Source organism: Sphingomonas sp. LY54 (assembly GCF_035594035.1).
Classification (GTDB): Bacteria; Pseudomonadota; Alphaproteobacteria; order Sphingomonadales; family Sphingomonadaceae; genus Allosphingosinicella.
Genome location: NZ_CP141588.1, coordinates 2,798,907 through 2,822,143, shown reverse-complemented (window position 1 = coordinate 2,822,143; position 23,237 = coordinate 2,798,907). Strand labels below are relative to the sequence as shown.

16 protein-coding genes are annotated in these 23,237 nt (G+C 62.4%); 11 read left to right on the top strand and 5 right to left on the bottom strand.

The genetic code is table 11. From position 1 onward, the window contains the following. The first annotated feature begins 101 nt into the window (after nucleotides 1-101). The 6 genes from SH591_RS14015 to SH591_RS13990 all read left to right on the top strand — a co-directional run bounded on the left by SH591_RS14015 (nucleotide 102) and on the right by SH591_RS13990 (nucleotide 5,812). Entirely contained in the window at nucleotides 102-1,394 is a 1,293-nt protein-coding gene (locus tag SH591_RS14015) for an outer membrane beta-barrel protein (protein ID WP_324749631.1), read from the top strand. A 532-nt stretch (nucleotides 1,395-1,926) separates the two neighbouring features. Next, nucleotides 1,927-3,219, top strand: a complete 1,293-nt coding sequence (locus SH591_RS14010; protein ID WP_324749630.1) for a sugar transferase — start codon at nucleotides 1,927-1,929, stop codon at nucleotides 3,217-3,219. Between the two features lie 110 nt (nucleotides 3,220-3,329). Beyond that, entirely contained in the window at nucleotides 3,330-3,575 is a 246-nt protein-coding gene (locus SH591_RS14005) for a hypothetical protein (protein ID WP_324749629.1), read from the top strand. Nucleotides 3,576-3,678: 103 nt separating this feature from the next. Beyond that, the gene (locus SH591_RS14000) at nucleotides 3,679-3,837 is read left to right on the top strand and encodes a hypothetical protein (RefSeq protein ID WP_324749628.1); all 159 of its coding nucleotides are present in this window, start codon (nucleotides 3,679-3,681) and stop codon (nucleotides 3,835-3,837) included. 179 nt (nucleotides 3,838-4,016) lie between these two features. Continuing rightward, nucleotides 4,017-4,151, top strand: a complete 135-nt coding sequence (locus SH591_RS13995) for a hypothetical protein (RefSeq protein ID WP_324749627.1) — start codon at nucleotides 4,017-4,019, stop codon at nucleotides 4,149-4,151. 203 nt (nucleotides 4,152-4,354) lie between these two features. After that, on the top strand, nucleotides 4,355-5,812 hold the full coding sequence (locus SH591_RS13990; RefSeq protein WP_324749626.1) for a TolC family outer membrane protein: 1,458 nt from the start codon (nucleotides 4,355-4,357) through the stop codon (nucleotides 5,810-5,812). A 535-nt stretch (nucleotides 5,813-6,347) separates the two neighbouring features. Here SH591_RS13990 and SH591_RS13985 read toward each other — a convergent pair. Both SH591_RS13985 and SH591_RS13980 read right to left on the bottom strand, forming a co-directional pair. Continuing rightward, nucleotides 6,348-8,816, bottom strand: coding sequence for a right-handed parallel beta-helix repeat-containing protein (locus SH591_RS13985; protein WP_324749625.1), 2,469 nt, complete (start codon nucleotides 8,814-8,816; stop codon nucleotides 6,348-6,350). A gap of 190 nt (nucleotides 8,817-9,006) precedes the next feature. Beyond that, nucleotides 9,007-10,392: an O-antigen ligase family protein gene (locus SH591_RS13980; protein ID WP_324749624.1), complete on the bottom strand. Its 1,386-nt coding sequence runs from the start codon at nucleotides 10,390-10,392 to the stop codon at nucleotides 9,007-9,009. A gap of 185 nt (nucleotides 10,393-10,577) precedes the next feature. Here SH591_RS13980 and SH591_RS13975 point away from each other — a divergent pair, with 185 nt between their 5' ends. From SH591_RS13975 to SH591_RS13965, 3 genes are read left to right on the top strand one after another with little or no spacing between them, the layout of a single operon-like run. Continuing rightward, nucleotides 10,578-11,783: an acyltransferase family protein gene (locus SH591_RS13975; protein ID WP_324749623.1), complete on the top strand. Its 1,206-nt coding sequence runs from the start codon at nucleotides 10,578-10,580 to the stop codon at nucleotides 11,781-11,783. A 9-nt stretch (nucleotides 11,784-11,792) separates the two neighbouring features. Further along, the gene (locus SH591_RS13970) at nucleotides 11,793-12,998 is read left to right on the top strand and encodes a right-handed parallel beta-helix repeat-containing protein (protein WP_324749622.1); all 1,206 of its coding nucleotides are present in this window, start codon (nucleotides 11,793-11,795) and stop codon (nucleotides 12,996-12,998) included. Between the two features lie 23 nt (nucleotides 12,999-13,021). Then, the gene (locus tag SH591_RS13965; RefSeq protein WP_324749621.1) at nucleotides 13,022-13,393 is read left to right on the top strand and encodes a hypothetical protein; all 372 of its coding nucleotides are present in this window, start codon (nucleotides 13,022-13,024) and stop codon (nucleotides 13,391-13,393) included. A 588-nt stretch (nucleotides 13,394-13,981) separates the two neighbouring features. On the opposite strand, the gene SH591_RS13960 is transcribed toward SH591_RS13965, so the two are convergent. Together SH591_RS13960 and SH591_RS13955 are read right to left on the bottom strand one after the other, a co-directional pair. Continuing rightward, entirely contained in the window at nucleotides 13,982-14,110 is a 129-nt protein-coding gene (locus SH591_RS13960; RefSeq protein ID WP_324749620.1) for a hypothetical protein, read from the bottom strand. Between the two features lie 21 nt (nucleotides 14,111-14,131). After that, nucleotides 14,132-15,094 carry an acyltransferase family protein gene (locus SH591_RS13955; RefSeq protein ID WP_324751393.1) on the bottom strand — a complete coding sequence of 321 codons (963 nt, stop codon included), beginning with the start codon at nucleotides 15,092-15,094 and terminating at the stop codon, nucleotides 14,132-14,134. A 530-nt stretch (nucleotides 15,095-15,624) separates the two neighbouring features. On the opposite strand from SH591_RS13955, the gene SH591_RS13950 reads away from it, so the two are divergent. After that, complete coding sequence (locus SH591_RS13950; RefSeq protein ID WP_324749619.1) at nucleotides 15,625-18,510, top strand: TonB-dependent receptor domain-containing protein; 2,886 nt, start codon at nucleotides 15,625-15,627, stop codon at nucleotides 18,508-18,510. 1,189 nt (nucleotides 18,511-19,699) lie between these two features. After that, nucleotides 19,700-19,882: a manganese efflux pump gene (locus SH591_RS16305; protein WP_416385243.1), complete on the top strand. Its 183-nt coding sequence runs from the start codon at nucleotides 19,700-19,702 to the stop codon at nucleotides 19,880-19,882. Between the two features lie 47 nt (nucleotides 19,883-19,929). Here SH591_RS16305 and SH591_RS13940 read toward each other — a convergent pair whose 3' ends face one another. Continuing rightward, a complete protein-coding gene (locus SH591_RS13940; protein ID WP_324749617.1) occupies nucleotides 19,930-23,022 on the bottom strand; it encodes a calcium-binding protein in 3,093 nt (1,030 codons plus the stop codon). Nucleotides 23,023-23,237: the final 215 nt, after the last annotated feature.

Here is a 23,237-nt window from a genome sequence, read left to right as displayed (position 1 = left end):
TCGCGCCCCTCCCACGCAACATTACTCAAATTGGTCAAATCAAAGGGACGCGTTTACTTGGCTCCATGCCTGGATTATGCAGTGTACGCAGGGAGGGCGGCATGCTCAAGCATGTAGCGTTGATGTGTACGGCAAGTTGGGCGTTGTGGGCCGGACCCGCTCTGGGACAGGATATTCCGACAACCGACTTCAAGGAAGCGCAACGCCCTCTGGACGTGCGCGAACGCCTCTCCGTCTATTACCAGCCGATAGGCGGCCGGATCGGGAGTTTCTATCTCTACCCCGAACTCGAAGCTGCCGGGAACTTCACGGACAATATTCGGGCAACGGAGGACGACAAGGAAAGCGACGCCTGGCTCGACGCATCGGCCGGGGTCCGCCTGGTCCGTCCCGATCCGGTCCGGAGGCTCCAGGTGCAAGCGCGCATCGACCAGAGATTTCACGCGCGCAAGCTGCACGAAGACAGAACGAGCCTGTCGGCGAGCATGTCATATCGCGAGGGTCCGGCCGATGGATCGAACCTCCAGGCTTCGGCCTCGGTGGCCCGGCGGTTCGTGGAGCGTCGCGACGTCAACGACGTCAAGGAGGCGCGCTCTCCGATCCGCTTCGATTTCCTGAGCAGCGACCTTGGTTACACGCACCGGCTGAACCGGCTCGCGCTCCAAGGCGCCCTTTCCGTGCGACGACTCGATTATCACGACGCTCAAGGCCGCTCGGGCGATATCATCGACCAGGATCGGCGCGACTTCACGCGCGTGACCGTCCGCGCCCAAGGCGGCTACGAGCTCAGCCCGCCCGTCATGCTTCTCGTCCGAGGAGCGTTCAGCCGATACGACTATGACTTCGGAGAGCGAAGCGCCGGCTTCGACCTAGCGCGCGACTCCGATCGCGATTCCGATCTCTGGCGGATCGAAGGAGGCGCAGGCATTGCGATCACTGGCCGTCTTCAGGGAAGCGCCACGGTCGGCTATTCAAGGCGCACTTTCGTGTCCCAACCCAACCCCCCGCGAAATTCTGGCGGCATTTCCTTCTCATCGGAGCTGCTATGGCTTCCCAATCCGGCGACTTCCTTCAGGCTAGAGGCACGGAGCGACTTCATCGAAAGCGCTTCCCCCGTTATTGCCGGTTTTCGAACGGCCGAGCTTGAACTGACGGCGCAGCGCTCGCTCTCGCGTGCCCTGCTGCTCGTCGGAGACGCGAGGCTGCGCAGGCTCAATCCGATCGGCGGGGGCGAGAGCCGCACCGAATATGACGTGGCAGGCGAGCTCACTTATTTTCTGACTAGGCGTTACCGCGTATTCGGGGGCGCTGGGGTCGCGGGCCGCACTGGAGGCCCGCCGGACAGCGGTTTTTCCGCCGCTTATCTGCGAGCGGGTATTCTCGCGACATTCTAGGCCGGGCCTCGCCGAAACGGCAGGAGCGCCACCCGACGACGTCGTCCCCCCGGCTCGCACGCGCGCGTGCGAGCCGGGGCGTGAATCACTGCCGTAAGGCCTGTCGCGGCACCGGCGCCCAGGCAGGAGCGCCGGATTCCACAGCGGCAGGTGGCTCGGGGTCCCCTCGACTAAGCTATCGCTGTGGGCGTGGCGGATCGGACCCGATCTTGGGGCCCTCACCCGAAGTGACTTCCGCCCGCGAAGTGAGCCCGTTGTCTGTGAGGCGACTTGCCCTAGACTGAAGAATCCCGTCCTGATCCATGCCTTGTCTTATATCGGGACGCGTGTTGACTTTGACGGCGTGGTCCATAGTGTAACCATCATAGTTTGAATACAAATCGTCGCTGTGGGGCGTTCCTGCCGCAGGACCGAACTAGCGGGTGACGCTATGAACATGCGGTCGGCGCAAGCCTTTGCCGTGCCTGAGATCCCGATAACGGGACCCAAGGTTCGATCCGGCCGAAGCGTTCGAATAAGTCTCTACTGCATATTGGCCTTTATCGACTTGCTGTCGATTCTCGCCGGCTTTTCACTAGCCGGCCAGATCCGCTTCGGGAGTTTCAGTTCGCCGCGAGCCATCGAGGTGGCAGCCGTCATGCTTCCGCTTTACGGCGCATTCTCGCTTGCGGGCGAATCCTACACGATCGACGTGCTCAAGAATTGGCGGATAGGAGCGTTCCGGGCGCTCCGTTCGCTGCTCATTAGCGCCTGCGCCATCTTCCTCACCGCTTTCCTCCTCAAGACTTCGGACGACTATTCGAGGATCCTCCTGACCGTGGGGCTGGCGTCGAGCGCCGCCCTGGTTTGTATCGGACGGTACGCAGTCGGCCGCCAGCTTAACCGTCGGTTTCAGGGCCGCTTTGTCCAGGAAGCGGTAATCCTGGACGATGTCCGGATCGAGGTCCCGACGGGCATGTTCGCAATCGACGCGGCCGCAGCGGGAATAAGGCCGGACACGGGCGACCCGATCATGCTCGACCGGCTTTCGCGGCTCCTGCAATTTGCCGACCGGGTCATCGTCGCATGCCCTTCGGAGCGGGAGGCCGCTTGGGGCAATTTGCTCAAGGGGATGGACATTCAGGGCGAGGTTTGCATGCAGCGCTTCAAATATACCGGTATCTGCGCGCTAGGAAAATATGCAGGCACGCCTACCGCAGTAGTCAATGCCGGCCCGCTCAGCCTCACGAACCGCTTCCTGAAACGCTGCCTCGATATCGGCATCACCCTGCCAACCCTGATCTTCCTCGCCCCCTGCCTCATTCTGGTGGCGCTGCTGATCAAGCTCGATTCCCCGGGCCCCATCCTTTTCCGGCAGCAACGCATGGGATGTGGCAACCGCTTGTTCTCGGTTTACAAGTTCCGCACGATGAAGGCGGACATGTGCGATCCGAGCGGCTGCCGCTCGACCTCCCACCAGGACGAGCGCGTAACGCGCTTCGGACACGTCCTACGCTGCACGAGCATCGACGAGCTGCCACAGCTGTTCAACGTATTGCTTGGGGACATGAGCTTGGTCGGTCCGCGGCCGCACGCGCTCGGATCAACGGTGGGCGACGACCTGTTCTGGCAAATCGATCCGACTTACTGGCACCGTCATACTCTGAAGCCGGGCATCACCGGTTTGGCGCAGATCAGGGGTTATCGCGGAAGCACACATACGCGATCGGATCTCACGCGCCGACTGGAGGCGGATCTGGAATATGTCTCGACCTGGTCGCTCGCAAGGGACCTGTCGATCCTCCTGCGGACTTTCGGCGTCGTCATGCACCGCAACGCTTATTAGGAGACGACCGGTGAGGGCTGCGAGCCTCGCACGCGCCGATGAGGAACAGGCAGTTCTCCGGCCGGCCCCGAGACGCCCGTATCGCCGCGCGACGCATTTCGGGACGGGCGATGAGGCTTAAGGCTGGCATCGGCGACCATGCGGTCATCCACCGGTCCCTGCCCGTTGCCTGCCCCGCGCGCCTAGAAGGCGATGCCCGGGAACATGCGCGGCGCGCCGAAGAGGAACTCGTCCGGGCCGAGCAGGCCACGACAGAACCGGTACGCAAGCACCATTATTTCAAGGCGGCCATCTTACTCAATCTCGCCTTTGGAGGCGATCCCCGGCCGGGAGGTGAGACGGACGTTACCTATTGAGGTCGCGCCTCCACTCCGCTCCAGTGCCGACGGTCGCCCTGCGTGCCTGATGTACAGAAATCATAAGCCCTTTTTGGTCATTCACCATTGCGGGACCTTCGGCATGAACGAGCAGGACCTGGACTATTTCTACCGCCGCGCGGTCGAGGAAGTGAACCTCGCTTGCAATGCCGGGAGCGAAAAGGAAGTCACATTCCACTATGAGCTCGCCAACCTCTATCTGGACCGGGTCTACGCCACCGAAGGGCCCGCTCCAGCCTGAGCGGCGAGGTCGTATCGCGCATCACCCGGGAGTCGCTCCTTTGCTGTCCTCACACCCCGTGCAGCGTTGTCATTGATCTCTCCGAGCATCTCCTTCAAGCTGCTGCGCAAAGGGCGCCGCGGAGTCATGTAAAGATCGCCGCGCGCCGGTCTCGGGCCAACCGTTTGAGGTCAGCAAGCGTGAAGCATGAACCACGGCGGCCGGCTGCTCCCCATCGCGACGATGCGCGGCGGCTTGGCAAGGGCCTCTTCTGGGCTGGCCTCGTCTCGCTCTTCGTCTGGACATTGATCGGCCTCGTGACAGCTTATTACTGATCATCGCGCCCAAGGGCATCCGCCTTGTCAATTCATGTGAGCGTCGACAACGTCCCGCATCTCACGATCGCCAGCATCGGGACCATCGGTTCTGAGGCGTCAACTATATGGCGCGTCCTTCTTCAATCAGATACAAGATGATGACTATCGAATATCTCTGGGATTTTGAATTCGGCTAGGCCGAACATGGGGGATACTGGAGGATGCGGGGAGGTTTGCTGGCCGGGGCTTGTGTGGGGGCATTGCTGATCGGGGGCGTGGCGCAGGCCGACACGCTGCGCGAGGCTTTGGTCCAGACCTATAACAGCAACCCGACCATCACCGGGCAGCGCGCCCAGGTGCGGACGCTCGACGAGGGCGTCGCCATCGCCCGCGCTTTGGGCCGCCCGCAAGTGTCCGCCACCGCCGGCATCAACCAGGATCTCACCCGCACCGGCGGCGGCAACGGCCGCAACCTCAATGCCGGGGTCGACGTCAGCTACCCTTTGTTCAGCGGCGGAGCGGTGCGCAACGCGATCCGCGCCGCTGACGAGCGCGTGCTCGCCGGCCGCGCCGGCCTGCGCGCCACCGAGGGCGACATCTTCACCGAGGCGGTCGGCGCCTATATGGACGTGATCCGCGACCGCTCGATCGTGACGCTCAACCGCAACCAGGTGCGCGTGCTCGACACCAACCTCCAGGCGAGCCGCGACCGGTTCGAAGTCGGCGACCTCACCCGCACCGACGTCGCCCAGTCCGAAGCGCGGCTGGCGCTCGCCCGCAGCAGCCTCGAGCTGGCCGAGGGACGCCTGATCTCCAGCGAGGAAAATTACCGGCGCGTGATCGGCGCGATGCCCGACGAACTGCAGCCGCCGCCGCCGCTGCCGCCGCTCCCGACCACCGCCGACCAGGCGGTCGAGATCGCGCTTCAGAACAATCCCGACCTCGTCTCGATCGCCGCGCAGATCCGCGCCGCCGGCCGCGACGTCTCGATCGCCCGTGCCGATCGCCTGCCGACCGTGTCGGCGATCGCCTCGGGCCGCGCCACCGATTATCTCGGCACCGCCGACAAGCAGTTCGGCGTCGGCGCCGCCGACAGCACCACCCAGACCGGCCTCGGCGTCCAGGCGCGTATCCCGCTTTACCAGGGCGGCCTGGTCGGTGCCCGCGTCCGCCAGGCCCAGGCCTTCCAGAGCCAGCTGCTCGAGCAGGGGGTCGCGGTCGAGCGCTCCGTGGTTGCCCAGACCCGCGCCGCCTTCGCCAGCTACCAGGCGGCGATGGACTCCATCGAATCGAACGAGGTGGCGGTCTCGGCCAACCAGCTCGCGCTCGAGGGCACCCGCGCCGAGCAGAGCGTCGGCACGCGCAACGTGCTCGACGTGCTCAACGCCGAGCAGGAGTTGCTGAACAGCCAGGTGTTGCTCGTCACCGCCCGCCGCGACGCCTATGTCGCCGGCTTCGCCTTGCTCAACGCGATGGGCCAGGCCGAGGTCGAGGACCTCAATTTGGACGGCGGCGCGCTCTACGATCCGGTCGCCAACTACAATCGCGTCAGCCGCCGCGCCTCCGACTGGTCGGACGATGCGACCCCCGCGCCGGTCGCGACGCGGACCGTGATGGGGCCGCCCGCAAACACCGAGACACCCGCGAGCGATCCGGCTTCGAGAGATCGGCCCAGATAGGGTGGAAGGACTGGCGATCAGATTGCTCAGGAAACTCGCCCCGACCGGCCAATACACCTGAAAAACGCCGACTCTGGCGACTTGCGTATCAGGAGACTGGCTATGCCTTATGCTCAGCGGAAGAAAGCGCCACCCAGAATGATGGTCCAGAGAAGAGTCGATATCAGGCCTGCCGCGACGATCCCGTCACGAAATCGACTGACCGATGCGGCCTCTTCGAAAATACTGTCGTGCGTATGGTGCATAGAAACTCCAGCGGGCTATATCCCAACCTAATCGGTAGACATTCCCGATGCAATCTTCCGGCGCGGCTCAAGCTGCAAGACGTGCTTCGAGGACGCCGAACCGAAGTGTTCCCCTGTCATTCGATCTGCTCAACGAGCAATTGTTGCGCGCGTTCCAGCGAAGGCTACCCAGCCGCGGCTTGAGTCGAGCTTCGGCTCGTGCCCAAAAGGCCCCTCTGGCCCGCAGCTTGCGGGCCAGAGGAGCGCACAGCTTGCTCCCCGGTTCGGGCGACAGCAGGCAGCAATCGCGCCTAGACCAGGAAATCGGTGACCGGCAGGGCATCGGTGACATTGTCGAGGACCGCCAGCAGATAGTGCTCCTGCCCCATATCCGCATAGATCGCGGTTCCCTTACCCGACACCTCCGAATGGAACGCCGCTCCCAATTCGCGAAGGGCGGAAACGTCCAGATGGTCGCGGCCCACTTCGAAGTCGAGAATGGTATCGCCCCCCTCGTCCAGCGACCGATAGGCGAACAGGTCTGCGCCATCGCCGCCGCGCAGATGATCCGCGCCCTTGCCCCCGACGATATAGTCCGCTCCGGAGCCGCCCCATATCTGGTTCGCAAGGCCGTTGCCGAGCACGAAAGTCGGCCCGCCATGGCGCACGATCACGTTCTCGACCGCTGATTCGATCACATAATGTCCGTGAAGAAGCACCACTGTATCGATTCCTCCGTCGGCTTCCTCGATGACATGATCGCCCGGGGTTCTCAGGGTATATCGGTCATCGCCGCCCTTGCCGACGAGCACCGAGTCCCCGCTTCCCTTTAGCTGGTCATTGCCGGCTCCGCCCTCCGCAATGTGCGTCGCCGAACCGGCGGCTTTCGCCTTGCCCGAGGCCTTTGCGCCGGCCTGGGCGTCGGTGCTCCGGCCAAATCCGAATTGCTCAGCGCTCAGGCTGGAAATGCTCGAATCATCGAACATGACCGCTCGCCCGTCATCGAGCCTCAGCACCACGCTGCCCGAACGCTCGACGAGAGCGTCCTTGATCTCCGCGAAACTGGAAAATGTGCTCCCGGAGATATGAAGCCGATCATTCTGCCCGAAATCGGCAATTCGCGTGATGCGGTCGTCCTCGCCCACCACGAAATGGTCGCCGCCGCCGCCGCCCAGGAGCCAATTGTCGCCGCCCCCTCCTATAAGATAATCGCTGCCCGCATTGCCGAGGAGGCGGTTGTCCGACGCGTTGCCGACGAGGATCGCACCTCCGTTGGATGCGAGTTCGAGATTCTCGACATGCTCAGGAAGCGCGAGATGGCGCCCCGTGGCCTCGATCGTATCCACACCGCCGCCAGCGGCCTCCTTCACCTTGGCGAGCGCCGCCTCGCCAATCACATAGGTGTCGTCGCCTCCCGCGCCGGCATAATGATTGGAGCGCCCCATCAGGCGGTCGGCACCGGCGGTGCCCACCCCGTCGCGTACGGTCCTCAGGGGAGTATCACCTTCGCTCCACTCCTTGCCGAACAATTGCTCGAGCGGGATGAGCTTGATGCCCGGCGAGGGTTCGGGACGGGGAAGAGGGTCGGATTCCGGACCGGGGCTCGGTTGCGGCTTGGGTTCGGGCGCACCGGGAAGCTGACCTGACGGGACCTCGAGGCGCCACTCCTCCAGAGCCTCCCGTGCCGCCGCATCCTTGTTGCCGCGGTAGGCAACAGCGGTGCTTTTGTCGAGAATAGTGATTGCCGCCTTGTGATCCGCGATGAAATTGTCGCGGATGACCACGCCTTTGGAAAGGAAGCCACGATAATTGTCGGGGCTGTTGCTGCCCACCACCATGGCCGCGAAATATTTCGGGTTGGCCTCGATGTAGTTGCCGGACACCGAGGTATCGTGCGCTCCGTAGAATGTCATCGCGGCCTTGCCATTGCGCACGATCACATTGTTCCCGACCGTCACGTCCTTCGCCTGGAACGTGTCATATCCATCGCGCATCAGCCGATCAGGATTGTTGTAACCTCCGACGGAGATACCCGAGGCGGCATTGTCGTGGACATAATTGCCGGTGATGAGGATGTCCTGCGATCCGAGCTTGGCAAAGATCCCCGCGCTCGATCCAGTGTTCCCGCTGATCTCGTTATCTGCGATCACCCCATGGACGATAGCGACGAAGTCGATGCCTTCGTCCACCCCGCCCGTAATCTTGTTGTTGTAGACATAGACGTGCTCGCCGCCATTTGCCTTGACGCCGTCCTCCCGCGGGTTCTCGATCACATTGTTGCGGACGACGATATTGGTAACCATGTCGCTATAGTCGAAGCCGTTTTGCCCAAAGTGGATGCCGTTCTTCCCACCCGTCACCCGGAAGCCGTCGACGATGAAGTTCTCGACCCCGCCCCCCGTGATGCCAGCGCGCGAATTGTCGTTGGCGATGATGTGAGCCGCCTGCGGACCGTCGGCCGATATGAGCCAGATGGGCTTGTCGGGCGTGCCATCCGCTGTGCGCGGGATGGTGACGCTTGGATAGTCGCCTTCCCTCACCATGATCGCGGTTCCAGGCTTGGCCTTGGCCAGCGCGGTCTGGATGCTGTTCAGCGGGTTCCCCCGGCTGCCGTCACCGCCGGCGGCCGCTTTTGAGTCCACCCACAGATAGCGGCTCGGCGCCAGATCGTGGAAAGGGTACGCAGACATAGCTATAAATTCCTTAGAGGATGGCGCCCCCCTAAGGGGCATCCGCTTACCCGCCGATGGAGCAGATTGGTTAATGGGAGTTAAATCCATGGTGTAGCCGAGTCACTACCGTAGTCATACGAGACCGCGTGCAGAGACAAGCCCCAGCGAGCGCTAATGGATTTCGTCTTTATATTGAGAGTTGGTTTAACGCTGATTGATATGATGTCAGGAAGGGACTCGTTCCTTGAACGTCATGAAAATATCGTCCCCAGGATTACTAATCGTTGACCAACCAACTCTAGCTAGACTGACGGAGATAATGGGAGGGCGATGAGGCGAGTCGCCTCGCTTCCAGGACGAAACCCGCCGCTGCCGGGGAACGTTGCGGCTTGAACGCGCTCAACGAGTAAAAGGCATAAGCGGCGAGGAACCAGGCAAGTTCATTGTGCTTCAGAATGTAGCTGTTGGTGACGTAATAGACCGAGACGAAGGTGATCGCTCCCACATGCCAGAGGAAGATCGGGTCCTTGCTCCGGGCGAGACACTGGTTGGCTCGGTAAACCGCGATGCTGAACATCAGGATGACGAGCACCAGGCCCGGGATCCCGAGCTCCAGCCACGCGTCGAGATAGCCGTTATGGGCATTGGAAGTCATTTGAAGAGGCTCGCCGTCGACCGTCCAATATTGATGGAAAACGCGCAGATCATAGGTGATCCTGTCGACCCAGAAGGTCTTGTAGCCCGCTCCGAGCATGGGCCGGTCGAGTCCCTTGTTGAAAGCATATTCCCAAAGCTTCCCGCGCCCGGTCAGCGTGACGCTTCGGCCGAGCAGGGACAGTATCAGGGCCGTGGCCATGGGCAGCAGGACGAGCACCGAGGACATCGCCGCCGCGATGAGGGTCACTCTCAGCGACATGGTCATGCGCGCCTGGGCCGCCGAGGGCAGAAACAGCAATCGCGCGAAGAAGATTGCAACGAGAGCGGCGAAGAGCGCGATCAGCGGCGTGCGCGCGTTTGACAGGAAGCAGAGCAGGAGCGCGAGGCAGAACATCGATGCGAAGGCGAGCCGCTGCCGCGGAAGGCCTTTGACCTTGATATAGAGCACCGCGTAGCAGAGACCGGCCGCTCCGCAGAGCAGGCCGAACGTGTTCTTGCTCGCCAAAACCCCCCGCCAGCGCCCCGCATGCACTCCAGAAGAATGGATCCCATAACCCGGCACCGCGGCCGCGGCGATCGACAGGAAGAGCAGTAGCCCGAAGATCAGCGCCATCTGACGAATGAACTGCTCGGGTGTGAACCAGCTCGCGGCATGGATGACGAACAGCGTTGAGACGAGCAGCGCGATCGACCGGCGAATGGAGATGTCCGGCTGGACCGACCAGGCGAAGGACGCGACCGCCAAGGCAAGAAGCAGCGAATAGGCCCATCCCCGCGCGACGACGCGGAGCGCGCTGCCCGGCCTCGCAGCAATGAAGAAAAGCGACGGCAGATAGACGCCCAGACTTATGGCCTGCATGACGGGAGTGCCGCTCTCCCGGTCCTCGACCGCGCCTGCGTGCGGAGCGGCCATCAATGCTACGACGAGACCTGATACGAGAAGCAAGGCCGCCCAGCTTTGGATGAGGGCGGCGAACGGGATCACGCCCCTGCGCACATGATGTCCGCTTGATGCCGCGTTCTTCATCAAGGCTCCCGACATGGCCATCGTCGTCTTTTACAATCCATATGTTGCGGGCTCAAGAAGTGGACAAATGAAACCAGGATAATCTTGGGCCGCGTAGTCAAAATGAAACAGGCTTGAGATTCGACCGCTAGCTATTGCAAGACAAACCATCGCGGCGGAAGATATCGAAAACGGGGGAAATCCGGATGATGCCCGCCCTGAGATTTCTGACGACCTTCCCTGAGCGCTTTCGACGCATCACGTCCGGAGGGACCTACCGGCCGGAAATCGACGGCCTGCGTTTTTTCGCTATCGCGCTGGTCGTGATCGCCCATCTCTGGGAACGCTCAGGCCGCCTATATGGCCACGGTCATGCACTTTCGGAGATCGAGCATTTTCTACTCGACACGTTCAATTCGGGTACGCAGGGAGTTCTCCTGTTCTTCACGATCAGCGGATATATCATCTCTTCGCAATGGCGAAGACACAATCCGGGCTTGAAAGCCTATTTCCTGCGCCGCGTAACCCGGATCGAGCCGCCATACCTCATCATACTGACGGCGATCTTCGTTTTCATCATGCTCAGCGGTTACAAGCCCGAATTTGCGAGATCCTTCAATCGCGAGTCGGTGACGCTCACCGAGAGCTATATCGCGAGCGTTTTTTACGTGCATGGACTCTCGCTGAACTCATTTCCTCGACTCCTGCCGCCGGCATGGTCGCTGGAAATAGAAGTTCAGTTCTACATCATCGCCCCCGCCTTGTTCTGGATCTATTATCGGCTGCCCCGACGGCTGATGTTGGGAATCGTGGGCCTGATCGCATCCGCTATAATTTCAGTCGCTGCTGACGCTACCTTGGGGGCGACGCCCCACAGGTACAGCATTCTGCGCTATCTTCCTTATTTCTGGCTGGGCGTCCTTCTCTCCGACCGGACTCAGAGCGGTGCCCTGCACTGGCGATTCGACCTCGTCGCCTTGGCGTCCCTCGCTTTCCTCATACTCGCCAATAACAAGGTCGCCCTTTGGCTAGACGTGCCGAAAATCGTCCTTTTCTTCGGCCGCCTGCTGGCTATCTACGGCATGTTCCTGGGAGCGGTTCACGGCGTCCGGTTTCGCCGTTTCTGCTCGCTGCCCTGGATCGCACTCCTTGGAGGCGCATGCTACTCGATCTATCTCACGCATCTCCCGGTGGCGGCCGTCACCACGCAGTTGATCGCGGCGATCTATATACCCACCGAATTTGGCGTCGCTTTCATTGTCACGTTGATTTGCGGTCTCCCGTCAATTATTCTGGCGGGACTTGGCTTCTACGTCTGCGTGGAAAGGCCATTCATGCAGCCCGACTGGCCGCGTACCGTCGCTCAACGCTTCCGTTCACGCAGATCTTTGTGGACGCCCGGTCGCAGTTAATTGGGATTGATGGCGATGCTGGCATTGAGACTGACGCTTCTCCTGGCGGTCATGGCGGTCACCAATTGCGACGCACAGGATGCCCGCGGCGAGGTAGCCGGCGGCGCCTGTCCGGACATGGTCAAGCCGGATGGTCCCCGCGCGCAGACTGCCGCCGATGGCGCACGCCGGTGGAAGACGCCTGACAATATTCTCTGGGTCGACGCGTCCGCCCGATCGGATGGCCTTGGCAGTGCAGCCCAACCCTTCCGCACCATATCGGCCGCCGTGCGAAACGCGCGACCTTGCACCGCCATCATGGTGCGCGCGGGCACTTATAGCGAGAACGTCGTCTTCGCGCGCGGGCAGGACGGCCGCCCCGACTGTCCGATCCGCCTCACGTCCGCCGACGGGGCCGGCAAGGCGAGGATCATAGCGACCGAGAACGACCGGTCGGCGATCGAAGGCGGTGGAAACGAGAATATCGCGGTCGAAGGATTCGAGATAGTCGGCGGCCGCAATGGCGTTCATTTCGGCCAGAACGGCGGCGACTGGAGCGACCTTGCGCGCGGCATCGTCATCAGGTTCAACACGATCAGCCGCCCCCTCATGGACGGGATCAAGATCAACGGAGCCGAAGACGTACTCATCGCACACAATGAAATCGCCTCGACCGGCCAGGAGGGGATTGATTTTGTCGGCGTGGTTCGGGGGATTGTCGACCGCAACACGATCGCCGGAATAGGCGCGACCAGCGCCGCCATCTTCGCGAAGGGGGGGTCCCACGCCATCCTTGTCTCGGGCAACCGGATATCCGACGTCGGCGCGAACGGGATCAGCGTCGGCGGCTGGACCAATCCCCAATTCAATTATCGCGCCGGCTATGACGAAGGCGAGGCAACATGCATGCTCGTGACGCGCAACATCGTCGAGCGCGTAGGGAAATCTCCCCTGATATTCCTCGGAGCGAAAAGAAGCGTCGCGTTGGGTAACCTGTTGGCAGGCTCGGCAGAGCATCCAGTCGCGATCGTGGCCGAAAACAACCCCAAGGCCGTCCACCGAATTTATTCATCCGAGGTGGAGATCAGCAACAACATTCTTCGGGGAGGACGGCCTCTGAAGATACGGCCGGGCAATGAAACCGTGATCTTCGAAAAAAACCGGGAGGGGGGGCTCCTCGAAGGCTCGACAGGTGCTGACTTGACTCTTTTCACACCGCGCGGATCCGGGCGATGAGGGATCGGCACCCGGCAGACCGCATGCGCGAAAAGCTCGCCGCGACAAGGGCCGGGCGCATGACAATTGCACGAGGAATAGTCGTGACCTCCTGCGCGCTGCTGGCTTGGCAACCGGCGCTCGCTCGGGATCCGAGGATCGATGCGAAAATCTCTCGGATCGAAGCGCGGCTCGAACGCCTCGCGCAATCTTCCGATGCTAATGGCGACGCGAAGGCGCGTCGTGCCGAGCTACAGTCCATAAAGGAGCTATACGGACGTTACGAAGCCGACGGGTTGTCCGATCGCGAGCGCAAGGATCTCAGTCGCCGACTCTTCGAACTCGGTAAATCGGTAGAGGGCAATGGCGAGGGCCAGGTGCCTTCGCGCGACAGGGACTTCGAGCGCCCGGCCTGAGCGGCCGACGGTCACGTTCCCAGAGTCTCGACGGGACCACTGATAGAAAAGGGCGATGACCCGCTTTCCGCGTTCCCAGGCTAGCGTTGGGGGCGACAGGGTCTGCCCTCATACTGGTGACGGTGAAGGACATATTGACGGCCGTTCCACCGCTCCACGGAAAAGCAGAAGCCTGGCCCGCCTACTTCGATATCGGGCCAGCCCGCCACCCCTTTGGTGGCTAGAAACGTGGGAACGCCGGGTCCTCCGGCGATCCGACGCCAGCTGCCGTCCGCCTGCTTGCTCACCAGCACGTAGCCCGCCTCCGTCGAGCCGAAACAATATGTGCTTCTCTCCGCGATCAGCGCTTCGGGGCGGCCGTCGCCATTGAGATCGCCTACGCTCTCGAGCGTCCCAGCTTGATAGGTGGGCGTGCCTGGGTCCCCGCATCCGCGCCACCTGCCGCCCTCGAGCCGGAACCCCGCGGCCCTGAAGGCTGAGGAACGCTCGCTGCCGGAAAGCGGCATCTGGGCGCTCGCCGGCGCCGCGAAAAGCAGGCCGAACGGCACGAGGACCAGGCAGACGCGCAGGACACATTCCGGGCCGCCCTCAATTGCCATCGATCTCATAGGCGAGTCCAAACAATATGTTTCTCATCAGCGGCCAGCCTAAAGTCGCGAGCGCCATCGTCAGCAAGGCGACCGCAAGCAATCCGGCAAGCATGCGTCTGGACGTCATATCGACCCGTCCATTGCCTGGTCATTCAGCCGGAAGGAGCAGGCGTCTGCCCTTTAGCCAATCCTTGGCCGCATCCCGGCAGGGCTTCTCGAACCGATGAAAGACGATCCAGGAAACGGCCAGCGACGCAGCAGCCGCGCCCGCGGCAAGCGGCACGTGCGGCACCCAGCGCCCGAGCAGGTTGAAGCTCACCAGCAAGACCAGGACGTGGAACATGTACACGCCGTAAGACAGGTTGCCGAGCTCCCCGACCAGCCTCGTCTTCATCCACTCGGGCGTCGGTGCAGAGGCCGTAAGATAGATGAGCATTCCGAATATCGGGACGTAGAGCGGCCCCGGCAAGTCGAGGAAGAGGCTCGCGACCACCGCTGCGAACGCCAGCCAGATCGCAGTCCAGGAGACACGTAGCGACGGGAGGCGATTCAAGGCCATCCCCAGGATGAAGCTCGGCACGGCCCGCATGGCACCCCAATCGTGGGTAGCCGACGTCCACGGCCGCCCCGGGTCGAGATAATCGTTGATCGTCAGGGCGACCCAGATCGAAGCTGACAGGGCGAGCAGCGCCCACACGCTCCACCTGCGATAAAAAGCGAGAAAGAGCGGGAACAGGAGATAGACGAACCATTCGGCGCTGATCGACCAGGACGGTCCGTTCCAGGTCGCGGCATCGGTGGTCCCCCAGGCATGGACCATCAGCAGCTGCTGGGGGAGCGAGGACCAATCGTAGCGATCGCTGGTCTTTCCCAGATAGACGATCTGGATCGCGGCGTAGAGGATGAAAAGCGCGAGCGTCAGGGCATGCAAAGGCCAGATTCTCGCGAGCCTCTTGATGAAGAAGGGGATGACGTCCGAGCGGCCGATGTCGCTGGCGCTCTGCATGATGACAAAGCCGCTCAGCACGAAGAAGAAGTCGACCATGTAGCGGAGCGACTGGAATTCGGGGCCGTCGACCTTGTGGCTGTAGTGGAAGAGCACGACCCCCATCGCGGCCACGAACCGATAAAAATCCAAAGCCCGGAAATGCACGGCCTCCCCTCCATCAGGCCCGAGGATCAATCATGCGCACAGGCGGAAGAGGCTGCGCCTCGATGAGGCCAGGGTCAAGGATCCCAAAATGGGACCGCTTTCGGGGTGTAACTCTTTCCGAGTGTCGAACTTCCTCGGAGACCTGGTCGCCGGGCTGAGCTGTGTTGTTCCCGACACAGCGCAGAATAAAGCTCCGGCTCCAGCCCGCGGACTATTCCGCCTTTAGTCAAAAGGTTACAATCCACCTCTGAGTCCAGGAGGTGGAAATGGATCGTACGTTTTCGCACAAGCGGTCGTTCGGCGCGTCGCTACTGGCTCTGGCGCTCGCGGCGCCTTCAGCGGCATTCGCGCAGGTCGGACCGGCAACCAGTGGACCTGGGTCGCCGGCGCAGATTGATGACGCTGCCGCCCAGCCGAACGCGACGGATGTTCAGCCGACTGCGCGGGACGCAACCCGTGCTTCGCCAACCGCCGAGAACGCCGACATCGTGATCACCGGCTCGCGCATCGCCCGTCCGGAATTTGCCTTCCCCAACCCCGTCCAATCGTTCACGTCCGCCGGCATTGAGCAGTCCGGCGAAACCAACCTCACGGATTTCCTGACCGATAGCCCGGCACTGGTCGGCTCCACCAACAATTCGCTGAGCTCGGGATCGAACACAGGTGCGCAGGAGGTTGGCCTGAACCTTCTCAACTTGCGCAACCTGGGCACGGAGCGGACCCTGGTGCTGGTTAACGGCCGGCGCCACGTGAACGCCTATCCGGGCGAGAATTCGGTCGATGTGAACACGATCCCGGTGGACCTGATCGATCGGGTCGACGTGCTCACGGGCGGCGCGTCCGCGATCTACGGCGCGGACGCCGTGTCCGGCGTCGTCAACTTCGTCCTGAAGCGGGATTTCGAAGGCGTCCGCGCCCGCGGGCAAATAGGCATCTCCTCTCGCGGGGACGCCGGCAACCGGTTCGGCGCGATCGTTGCGGGCAGGAATTTTGCCGATGGCCGCGGCAACGTCGCCATGTCCTACGAATTTTACGAAAGCGACCGTTTCAGCGAGACGCAGCGCCGTTACACCGGCGACCAGGCGCGCCGCTTCGAGCTGCTGCGCAATCCCGACGATCCGGACGATGATCCCAACATCCCGGATCGGATCCTCTTCAGCAATGTCAGCTGGGCGGACAGCGCGCCCAATGGCGCGGTCGATATCGACCTCGATGGCGTTCCCGACTTTGACGGCGATGGACGTCCCTATGATGGGGGCACCTTCCTTTCGGGCACCGGCGGACGGGCGATCAACGGATCGTCCAACACGCCGACGGCCGGATATTTCGGAGACGTCGCGCCTTATCTCCGGCGGCACAATGTCAACCTGCTGGCGAGCTTAGAGCTCAGCCCGGCTTTCCGCCTCTATGCAGAAGGAAAATATGTCGACTCGACGGCCTATACGGAGATCCAGCCTTCGTTCGACTTCTTCACCTTCCTCGCCCCCGACAACTTCTACCTGCAGCAGCGTTTTGAGGATCGCGCGCCGGACGGTGCGCTGGTCAACCGCGACAATTTCGACTTTGGCCGCGGCGCCCAGTTCGCGGAGCGGGAAACGGTTCGCGGCGTCATCGGCGCCGATGGCAGGCTCACGCAAGGCGAGGGCAGCGGCAATCTCAAATACGACGTCTCCTTCGTTTACGGACAGGCGAAGTCTCGAACCGAGGACCGTAATGCCCGCGTTCTGGATCGCTATTATGCGGCGCTCGATGCCGTGGTGGACCCGAGCACCGGGCAGGTGACCTGCCGGATCAACCTTCCCGGCGAGACGATCATCGATCCCAACAATTATGCAGGCATTGCGGAAATCACCGGCGAGCCGGTGAGCGGGGCGCCCCTCACGTTCAGTCCGGGAGAGTGCCGCCCGATCACCATCCTCGGCCAGGGCGTGTCCGACCCGGCCGGCGTCGACTTCGTGTTCGTCGATGATGTCACAAAGGCGCGCAACCGCCAGTATGTGGCGTCGGCCTCGCTTTCGGGCGACATGGGCTTCCTCTTCGACCTTCCCGGCGGGCCGATCGGTTTCGCTCTCGGCGCCGAATATCGTCGCGAAAGCACCCGCAACATATCTTCCGCCTTCGCCCAGCTCGGCGCGTTCGAAGGCGGCACGCAGACGCCATCCAGCGGCGGCAAATATAGCGTCAAGGAGGTGTTCGGCGAGGTCAACTTTCCGCTCCTAAGCGATGTGCCTTTCGCCCAGACGCTCTCTTTCGGTGGCGCGGTGCGCTACTCCGATTACAGCACCATCGGTTCCACGCTCACCTACAAGGTCGACGGGACCTACGCTCCGGTCAGCGACGTGACCTTCCGCGGCACCTATTCCCAAGCGGTCCGCGCGCCGAACATCACCGAATTGTTCAGTCCAGCTTCGGGTACGTTCGAATTCCTCGACGATCCCTGCGATCCTCTCAATATCGATGAGGGTACTGCGACCCGCCGCGCCAACTGCCTCGCCCAGCTACAGGCGGCGGGACTCACGCCCGAGGAAATCGCCAACTTCAGCCCCGCCACTGATCCGGAGCAGAGCACCAGCCAGACGGGCTCCAGGAGCGGCAACCCCGATCTCAGCGAAGAGACTGCCAAGACCTGGACGGCGGGCGTCGTCCTGCGGCCGAGGTTCATCCCCGGACTGACGCTCAGCGCCGACTGGTACGACATCAAGATCAAGGATGCGATCAACACGCCGGAAGCGAACGATATCTTCAAGAATTGCGTCGATGCCCCGACGCTCGACAACCCTTTCTGCCAGCTTTTCACCCGCTCCACGACCACCGGCTTCATCAACTCGTTCCGGGTGACGGCGCAGAACGTCGCCCAGTTCACCACCTCGGGCATGGACGTGGTGCTGAACTATCGCTTCACGCCGATCGAGAATGCCGGAACCTTCAACGTACGGCTGGTCGGCGGTTATCTTCACGACCTCACTTTCGTGCCGAGCGCCGGCGCAGCGCCGGACCAGGACGCGGGTGAGATCGACCCCAATTCGGCTCCCAAATATCTGGGGACGGCCGATCTTACCTGGACGAAAGGCTCGCTGACCTTGAACTATGGCCTGTCCTGGCAGAGCAAGGTCCGCAGGTTCGTTCGCGAAACCACGCGGGCCAACCCGGACGCGGCGGCTCCGGAATTTCTCCACTACAAGGAGCGCTGGGAGCACGACCTCCAGATCTCCTACGCGGTGAGCGATGATTTCTCGATCTATGGAGGGGTCAACAACCTTACCGATCAGAAGCCGGCGATCGCCGCCAATTTCGGTTATCCGGTGAGCACTGTCGGACGCTTCTTCTACGTCGGCGCACGTGCAAGCCTCGGCGGCTTCCTGGGCGGCCCTTGACGAGATGCGGCGCGGGATCGCCGATTAAGGCGCTGGCTCGTCGTCGCGAGATGGGGGACGGTGCCAGTCGGATATTCTCGAGACCCCTCACGGCGAGAACGGCTTTCTTGGACCCGGCGCACACGCGCTCACACGCGGCGTGACATCGGTGGCCGCCAGCCAGCGTGGATATCGCCTAAAGGCCATGCGCCCTCGCAAGCGCGTCGGCTCCCCATTTGAAGTACAGGATAAGCGGTCGTCCTCTGCCTATGAACCGATCATCCTGCCGCCCCCGCGGCGCCTGACCGAGATAAAACAGCGAATGGATTGGCGAAGTGGTGAGCGGTCATCCTCTGGGCCTGGCGCTCCGCCACGGCCCCTTCACCTTCGCAAACCGCTGCACCTCCTTTATCTCCCGCAAGCGGCTCATAGGGAATAGCACGGCCTTACCAGGCCTTGGGCGGCTCGTTGATCGCTCGGCTAGAGCTTTGCCTTGGTCATCGAAATGATCAGCCTTCGGGGCATGCGCAGTTAAGCCGCTCGAAACTCTCGCGAGCAGCTTGACTGACGACCCCTTCGCCGACGTGCCGCGATCCCGACACTCTATGGCCCAATGTGCGGATCAGGCGGGCGGCACCGTGCTACGCCAAGCTTAGCTTATGATGGTCCAATAGGGAGGCTGCCATGCACTTTCGGCTAGCGCTTCCGGCGGTCTCGACGTTGCTCGAGCAGTTCGCCATAGGGGATGCCATAATCCCGTCGAAACCGAGAGCTTGGGACGACCACCCGGCACCTTCATCCCCGAGCAGATTCCACAAAAGTCTGACGATTGTTTGCGATAGTCCTGCTGGCCTGCGCTCTTGCGATGGATGCTTTTGCCGTTGTGCCGATTCAGAGCGCCACCGGCAGATTTGGCGTGGCCGGTGGGGCTCGCGTCGGTGTCACGTTCGGACTGACTCAGGGCGTCATGCCCCTGGCCGGTTAGGCACTGGGCATCGCTTTCGCCGGCATCTTTCAAAGCGTCCACCATCAGCTGGCATTTGCTCTGCTCACGGTCCTCGACTTGCGCATGATCCGGGAGGGATTGCGGCATGGATCCGGGCATTGAGGAGGCAAAGCGCCTCTTTCTCCTCACCTTGCTAGTTTCGGCGCGGGCGACGAGCATCGACGCGGCGGCGGCGGGCCTGACGCTGCCGCTGCTGGTCGGCCGATTCCGGTCGCCTGCTTCATCATCGGCGCGACTACGACGCTCCTGAAGTTCGCGGGCATTCTTCTGGGCCGCCGCGTCGCTTCGCGGGCGGGGAAGTGGGCGGAGGTGCTGGGACGCGTGATGCTCCTCGGCCTCGGCCTCAAGATACTGGTCGAGCACCTGAAGCTGGTCCCGATCGCATAGACCGCCCGCTGCTGCGAGGGCACCCGACGGGGTCGGTCAGCCATCACTCAGAATAGGAAATCCGTCGCATCGATGTTGGCGGGGTCCGCCGACAAAACAATCTCTCCGACCTCGGGGCGACCGATCACGGTGATCCTAGTCGCGAATCCACCTCCGCCGAAGGCATCCTCGATATTCAGATCGGCGAAGGCAAAACCGCTTCCGCCGAAATCCATGAGGTCGATCCCGTCTTCGAAGTCGGCGATATTATCCGATCCCCAAGTGGCCCCGAAAACGAACAGATCCTGCTCCCCATCCAAAGTGAAGCCGTCAGGCCCGCCGTTCATGGCGTCGTCGCCGATCCCGCCGATGATCCGATCGGCGCCCGTCCCGCCGAGCATGACCGCGCCTCCAGCGCCGGCGTGGATCTCGTCATTTCCTTCGTCGCCGTTCAGCCTGACGAAGCTGAAGGGGACTTCGCTTCCGAAGATGACGTCGTCGCCAAGCCCGCCCGACGCTCCCCCCGCGAAGAACCCGCCGAACTCACGGATGACGAGCGTGTCTTTGCCAGCCTCGCCGAACAGGTCGTCAAAACCGGCGCCGCTGTCGAGCAGATCGTCGCCGGCGCCTCCGTGTAATTCGTCGTCACCACCGTTGCCGAAGACCTGGTCCTCGCCACCCAGGGCAAAGATCTTGTCATCGCCATCCGTGCCGTCGATCATATCGTCGCCCTCGGTGCCGACGGTCACGAACCCTGCGGATTGCGTGAAGTCGGCCTCATTGAAATTCCGGATACCGAGAAACTTGATCGCGCTGTCCTGATGGTCGAGCCGTCCATCGTCATTGGTGTCGCCGATCAGCCACGTGTTCCCATTCTTGAACGTGTACATGAGATCGTGAAGGCCATTCCTGGCTCCCGGCAAAACCGCCCCGATCGTCAGGCCGATATTCTGCTGACCGCGCCACAGGATGGGACCTGCCTGTTCGTAATCGATCGCATCGCCACCCGCCACGCCGGCGCCCTCGAAATCGTTGACGGTATCGGGTCGCAGGAGGATCGAGTCCGGACTGAAGGAACCTTGGAAGAACCGGAAAATGTCGTTCCCGGTCCCACCTTCCTTGATGTCCGTACCCGCATAACCGGTAAGCTCGTCGTCGCCGGCACCGCCGAACAACCTGTCGACCCCAAGACTGTCATCGCTGTCGCCTCCTTCGAGAATGTCATCTCCTTCCTCGCCGCGCAGGACATCGTCGTCATTATCGTCGCCGCCATTGAGGATATCCCGGCCGTCGCCGCCGAGCAGAAGGTCGCTGCCTCGATCGCCATCGACATTATCGTTGCCGGTGCCGCCGCGAACGATGTCATTGCCGGAACCCCCGGAAACATTGTCGCTGTCGCCACCGCCATCGACGACGTCGTTGCCAGCGTCGCCGGTCAGGTTGTCACGTCCGAAGCCGCCATTGACCTCATCGTTCGCGTTATCGCCATTGATCCGATCGTTGCCGGCATCGCCGTTCAGCAGGTCGTTGCCGGTGCCGCCCGTGACGACGTCGTTGCCGTTGCCCCCATTGATCACGTCGTTGCCGGCGCCGCCGTCCAGATTATCGGCGCCACCGAGCCCGTTGATCGTGTCGTTGCCGCCCAGTCCGAATATCGTGTCGGGGCCGTCGGTGCCGTTGAGCGTGTTATTGCCACTGGTGCCGGCGATCACGAAGTCAGTCGCCTCGAAGTCGGATTGGACGAGAGTCCGCTGGCCGGCCAGTCGCACCGTAAAATCGTCGGCGTCGAAACGCCCGTTATCGTTGGAATCGCCAAACAGGATCGTGTCGCCGCCTGAGAAGGCGAAGAATATGTCGGTCAGTCCGTCATTGCCGTTGGGAATGACCGCGTTCAGCGCCGGCATGGCGGCAAGCTGACCCCGGAATGTCAGCCGCCGATTGTGATCGAACGGCAGATGCAGGAACAGGATGTCCCCGCCGCCCACGCCGGCTCCTTCGAAATCGGTGACCCGATCCTGGAATTGCGTGGTCGATTCCTGGTTGGAGCCGACCGACCAGCTGAACTGGTCGTTCCCGGCCCCGCCGGTGAGAATGTCGGCGCCGATCGAGCCATTGAAACTGTCGTCGCCCAGCAGCGAGTCGTCACCAGCCCCGCCATTGATCACATCATCGCCGTCGCCGCCGTTCAGAGCGTCGGCGCCGTTACCGCCGGCCAAAGCGTCGTTGCCAGCGCCGCCTAGGACGAAGTCGTTACCCCAACCTCCCGATACTGAATCATCGTCCGCGCCCCCGCTAACAATGTCGTCACCATCGCCGCCAACGACGACGTCGTTGCCATTGCCCCCCTCCGCGGTGTCGTTCCCGGCATTCCCGTTGACGCGGTCGTTGCCGTCGCCACCGAGCAGCGCAACATCCCCCGGAAAATCACCGGCGTCGTCGCCGTCCCCGCCCTTGATGATGTCGTCGCCACTGCCGCCATCGACGCGATCGGAGCCGTCGAGGGCGTTGATCGTGTCGTTGCCCGCCCCACCGAAGATATTGTCGTCGCCCCCGGTGCCGTTGGTAGCGTCGTCGCCGTTGGTGCCGGCGCTCACGAAGTCGGTGTCGCCGAAGTCGGACGCGATCAGGCTGTGCGTACCGGTCAAGCGTACGGTGAAGTCGTTTTCGTCATAGGCGCCGTCGTCATTGCTGTCGCCGAAGACGAGGGTATTGCCGCCGTCGAAGGCGTAGAAGATCGCGGCCACGCCGTCACCCGCCACGCCGAGCGCGGTCCCGGTCACCGGAGCGATGCCAAGCCCCCCAATGCTCAGGCGAGGACCGGTGACGAAGAACGAATTCCGCAGCTGCAGCACGTCGCCGCCGTCAGCTCCGCCCCCCTCGAAATCGGTCACGACGTCCAGCGTCAGTGCAGTCGAGTCGCCATCGAAGACCGAAAATTCAAGGGCGTCGTTGCCGGTGCCGCCGGTCAGCGTATCGGCGCCCTTCAGGCTGAAGAAGCCGAACCCGTCTCCCTGCAATGTGTCGTCGCCGTCGGCACCTTCGATCCGGTCATTGCCGCCCTGGCCGTTCAGGAAGTCGTCGCCCCCGTTGCCGAATATGTTGTCATCCTCATCGGTGCCAAAGAGAAAGTCGCCGAACGGTCCGCCGTTGAGATCTGCCATGACCCTGCTCCGGATTGCGCGCTGGCGGGAGCAAAAGACCCTGTCTTGAATTGGAGTCAATTGCCCTAAAGACCTAGACCGAGCGCCTTAACCGCTTGTGCGCATTGAGTTGTATTGAGCTTGGGGCCATCAATCGTGAACGAGCGCTCTGGGTTGCTAGGCCCCGACAGCGAGGGTCATATCTGGTCAACGTGGTAGAGGCTGATGGAAATACG

What these genes read in the sequence shown, in the direction of transcription:
- SH591_RS13965 (WP_324749621.1), top strand. Translation starts at nt 13,022, where the DNA reads ATGCGCGAAAAGCTCGCCGCGACAAGGGCCGGGCGCATGACAATTGCA.
- SH591_RS13970 (WP_324749622.1), top strand. Translation starts at nt 11,793, where the DNA reads ATGGCGATGCTGGCATTGAGACTGACGCTTCTCCTGGCGGTCATGGCG.
- SH591_RS13955 (WP_324751393.1), bottom strand. Translation starts at nt 15,094, where the DNA reads ATGGGGGTCGTGCTCTTCCACTACAGCCACAAGGTCGACGGCCCCGAA.
- SH591_RS14015 (WP_324749631.1), top strand. Translation starts at nt 102, where the DNA reads ATGCTCAAGCATGTAGCGTTGATGTGTACGGCAAGTTGGGCGTTGTGG.
- SH591_RS13960 (WP_324749620.1), bottom strand. Translation starts at nt 14,110, where the DNA reads ATGACGTCCAGACGCATGCTTGCCGGATTGCTTGCGGTCGCCTTGCTG.
- SH591_RS13990 (WP_324749626.1), top strand. Translation starts at nt 4,355, where the DNA reads ATGCGGGGAGGTTTGCTGGCCGGGGCTTGTGTGGGGGCATTGCTGATC.
- SH591_RS13975 (WP_324749623.1), top strand. Translation starts at nt 10,578, where the DNA reads ATGATGCCCGCCCTGAGATTTCTGACGACCTTCCCTGAGCGCTTTCGA.
- SH591_RS13940 (WP_324749617.1), bottom strand. Translation starts at nt 23,022, where the DNA reads ATGGCAGATCTCAACGGCGGACCGTTCGGCGACTTTCTCTTTGGCACC.
- SH591_RS14005 (WP_324749629.1), top strand. Translation starts at nt 3,330, where the DNA reads ATGAGGCTTAAGGCTGGCATCGGCGACCATGCGGTCATCCACCGGTCC.
- SH591_RS13985 (WP_324749625.1), bottom strand. Translation starts at nt 8,816, where the DNA reads ATGGATTTAACTCCCATTAACCAATCTGCTCCATCGGCGGGTAAGCGG.
- SH591_RS13980 (WP_324749624.1), bottom strand. Translation starts at nt 10,392, where the DNA reads ATGAAGAACGCGGCATCAAGCGGACATCATGTGCGCAGGGGCGTGATC.
- SH591_RS14000 (WP_324749628.1), top strand. Translation starts at nt 3,679, where the DNA reads ATGAACGAGCAGGACCTGGACTATTTCTACCGCCGCGCGGTCGAGGAA.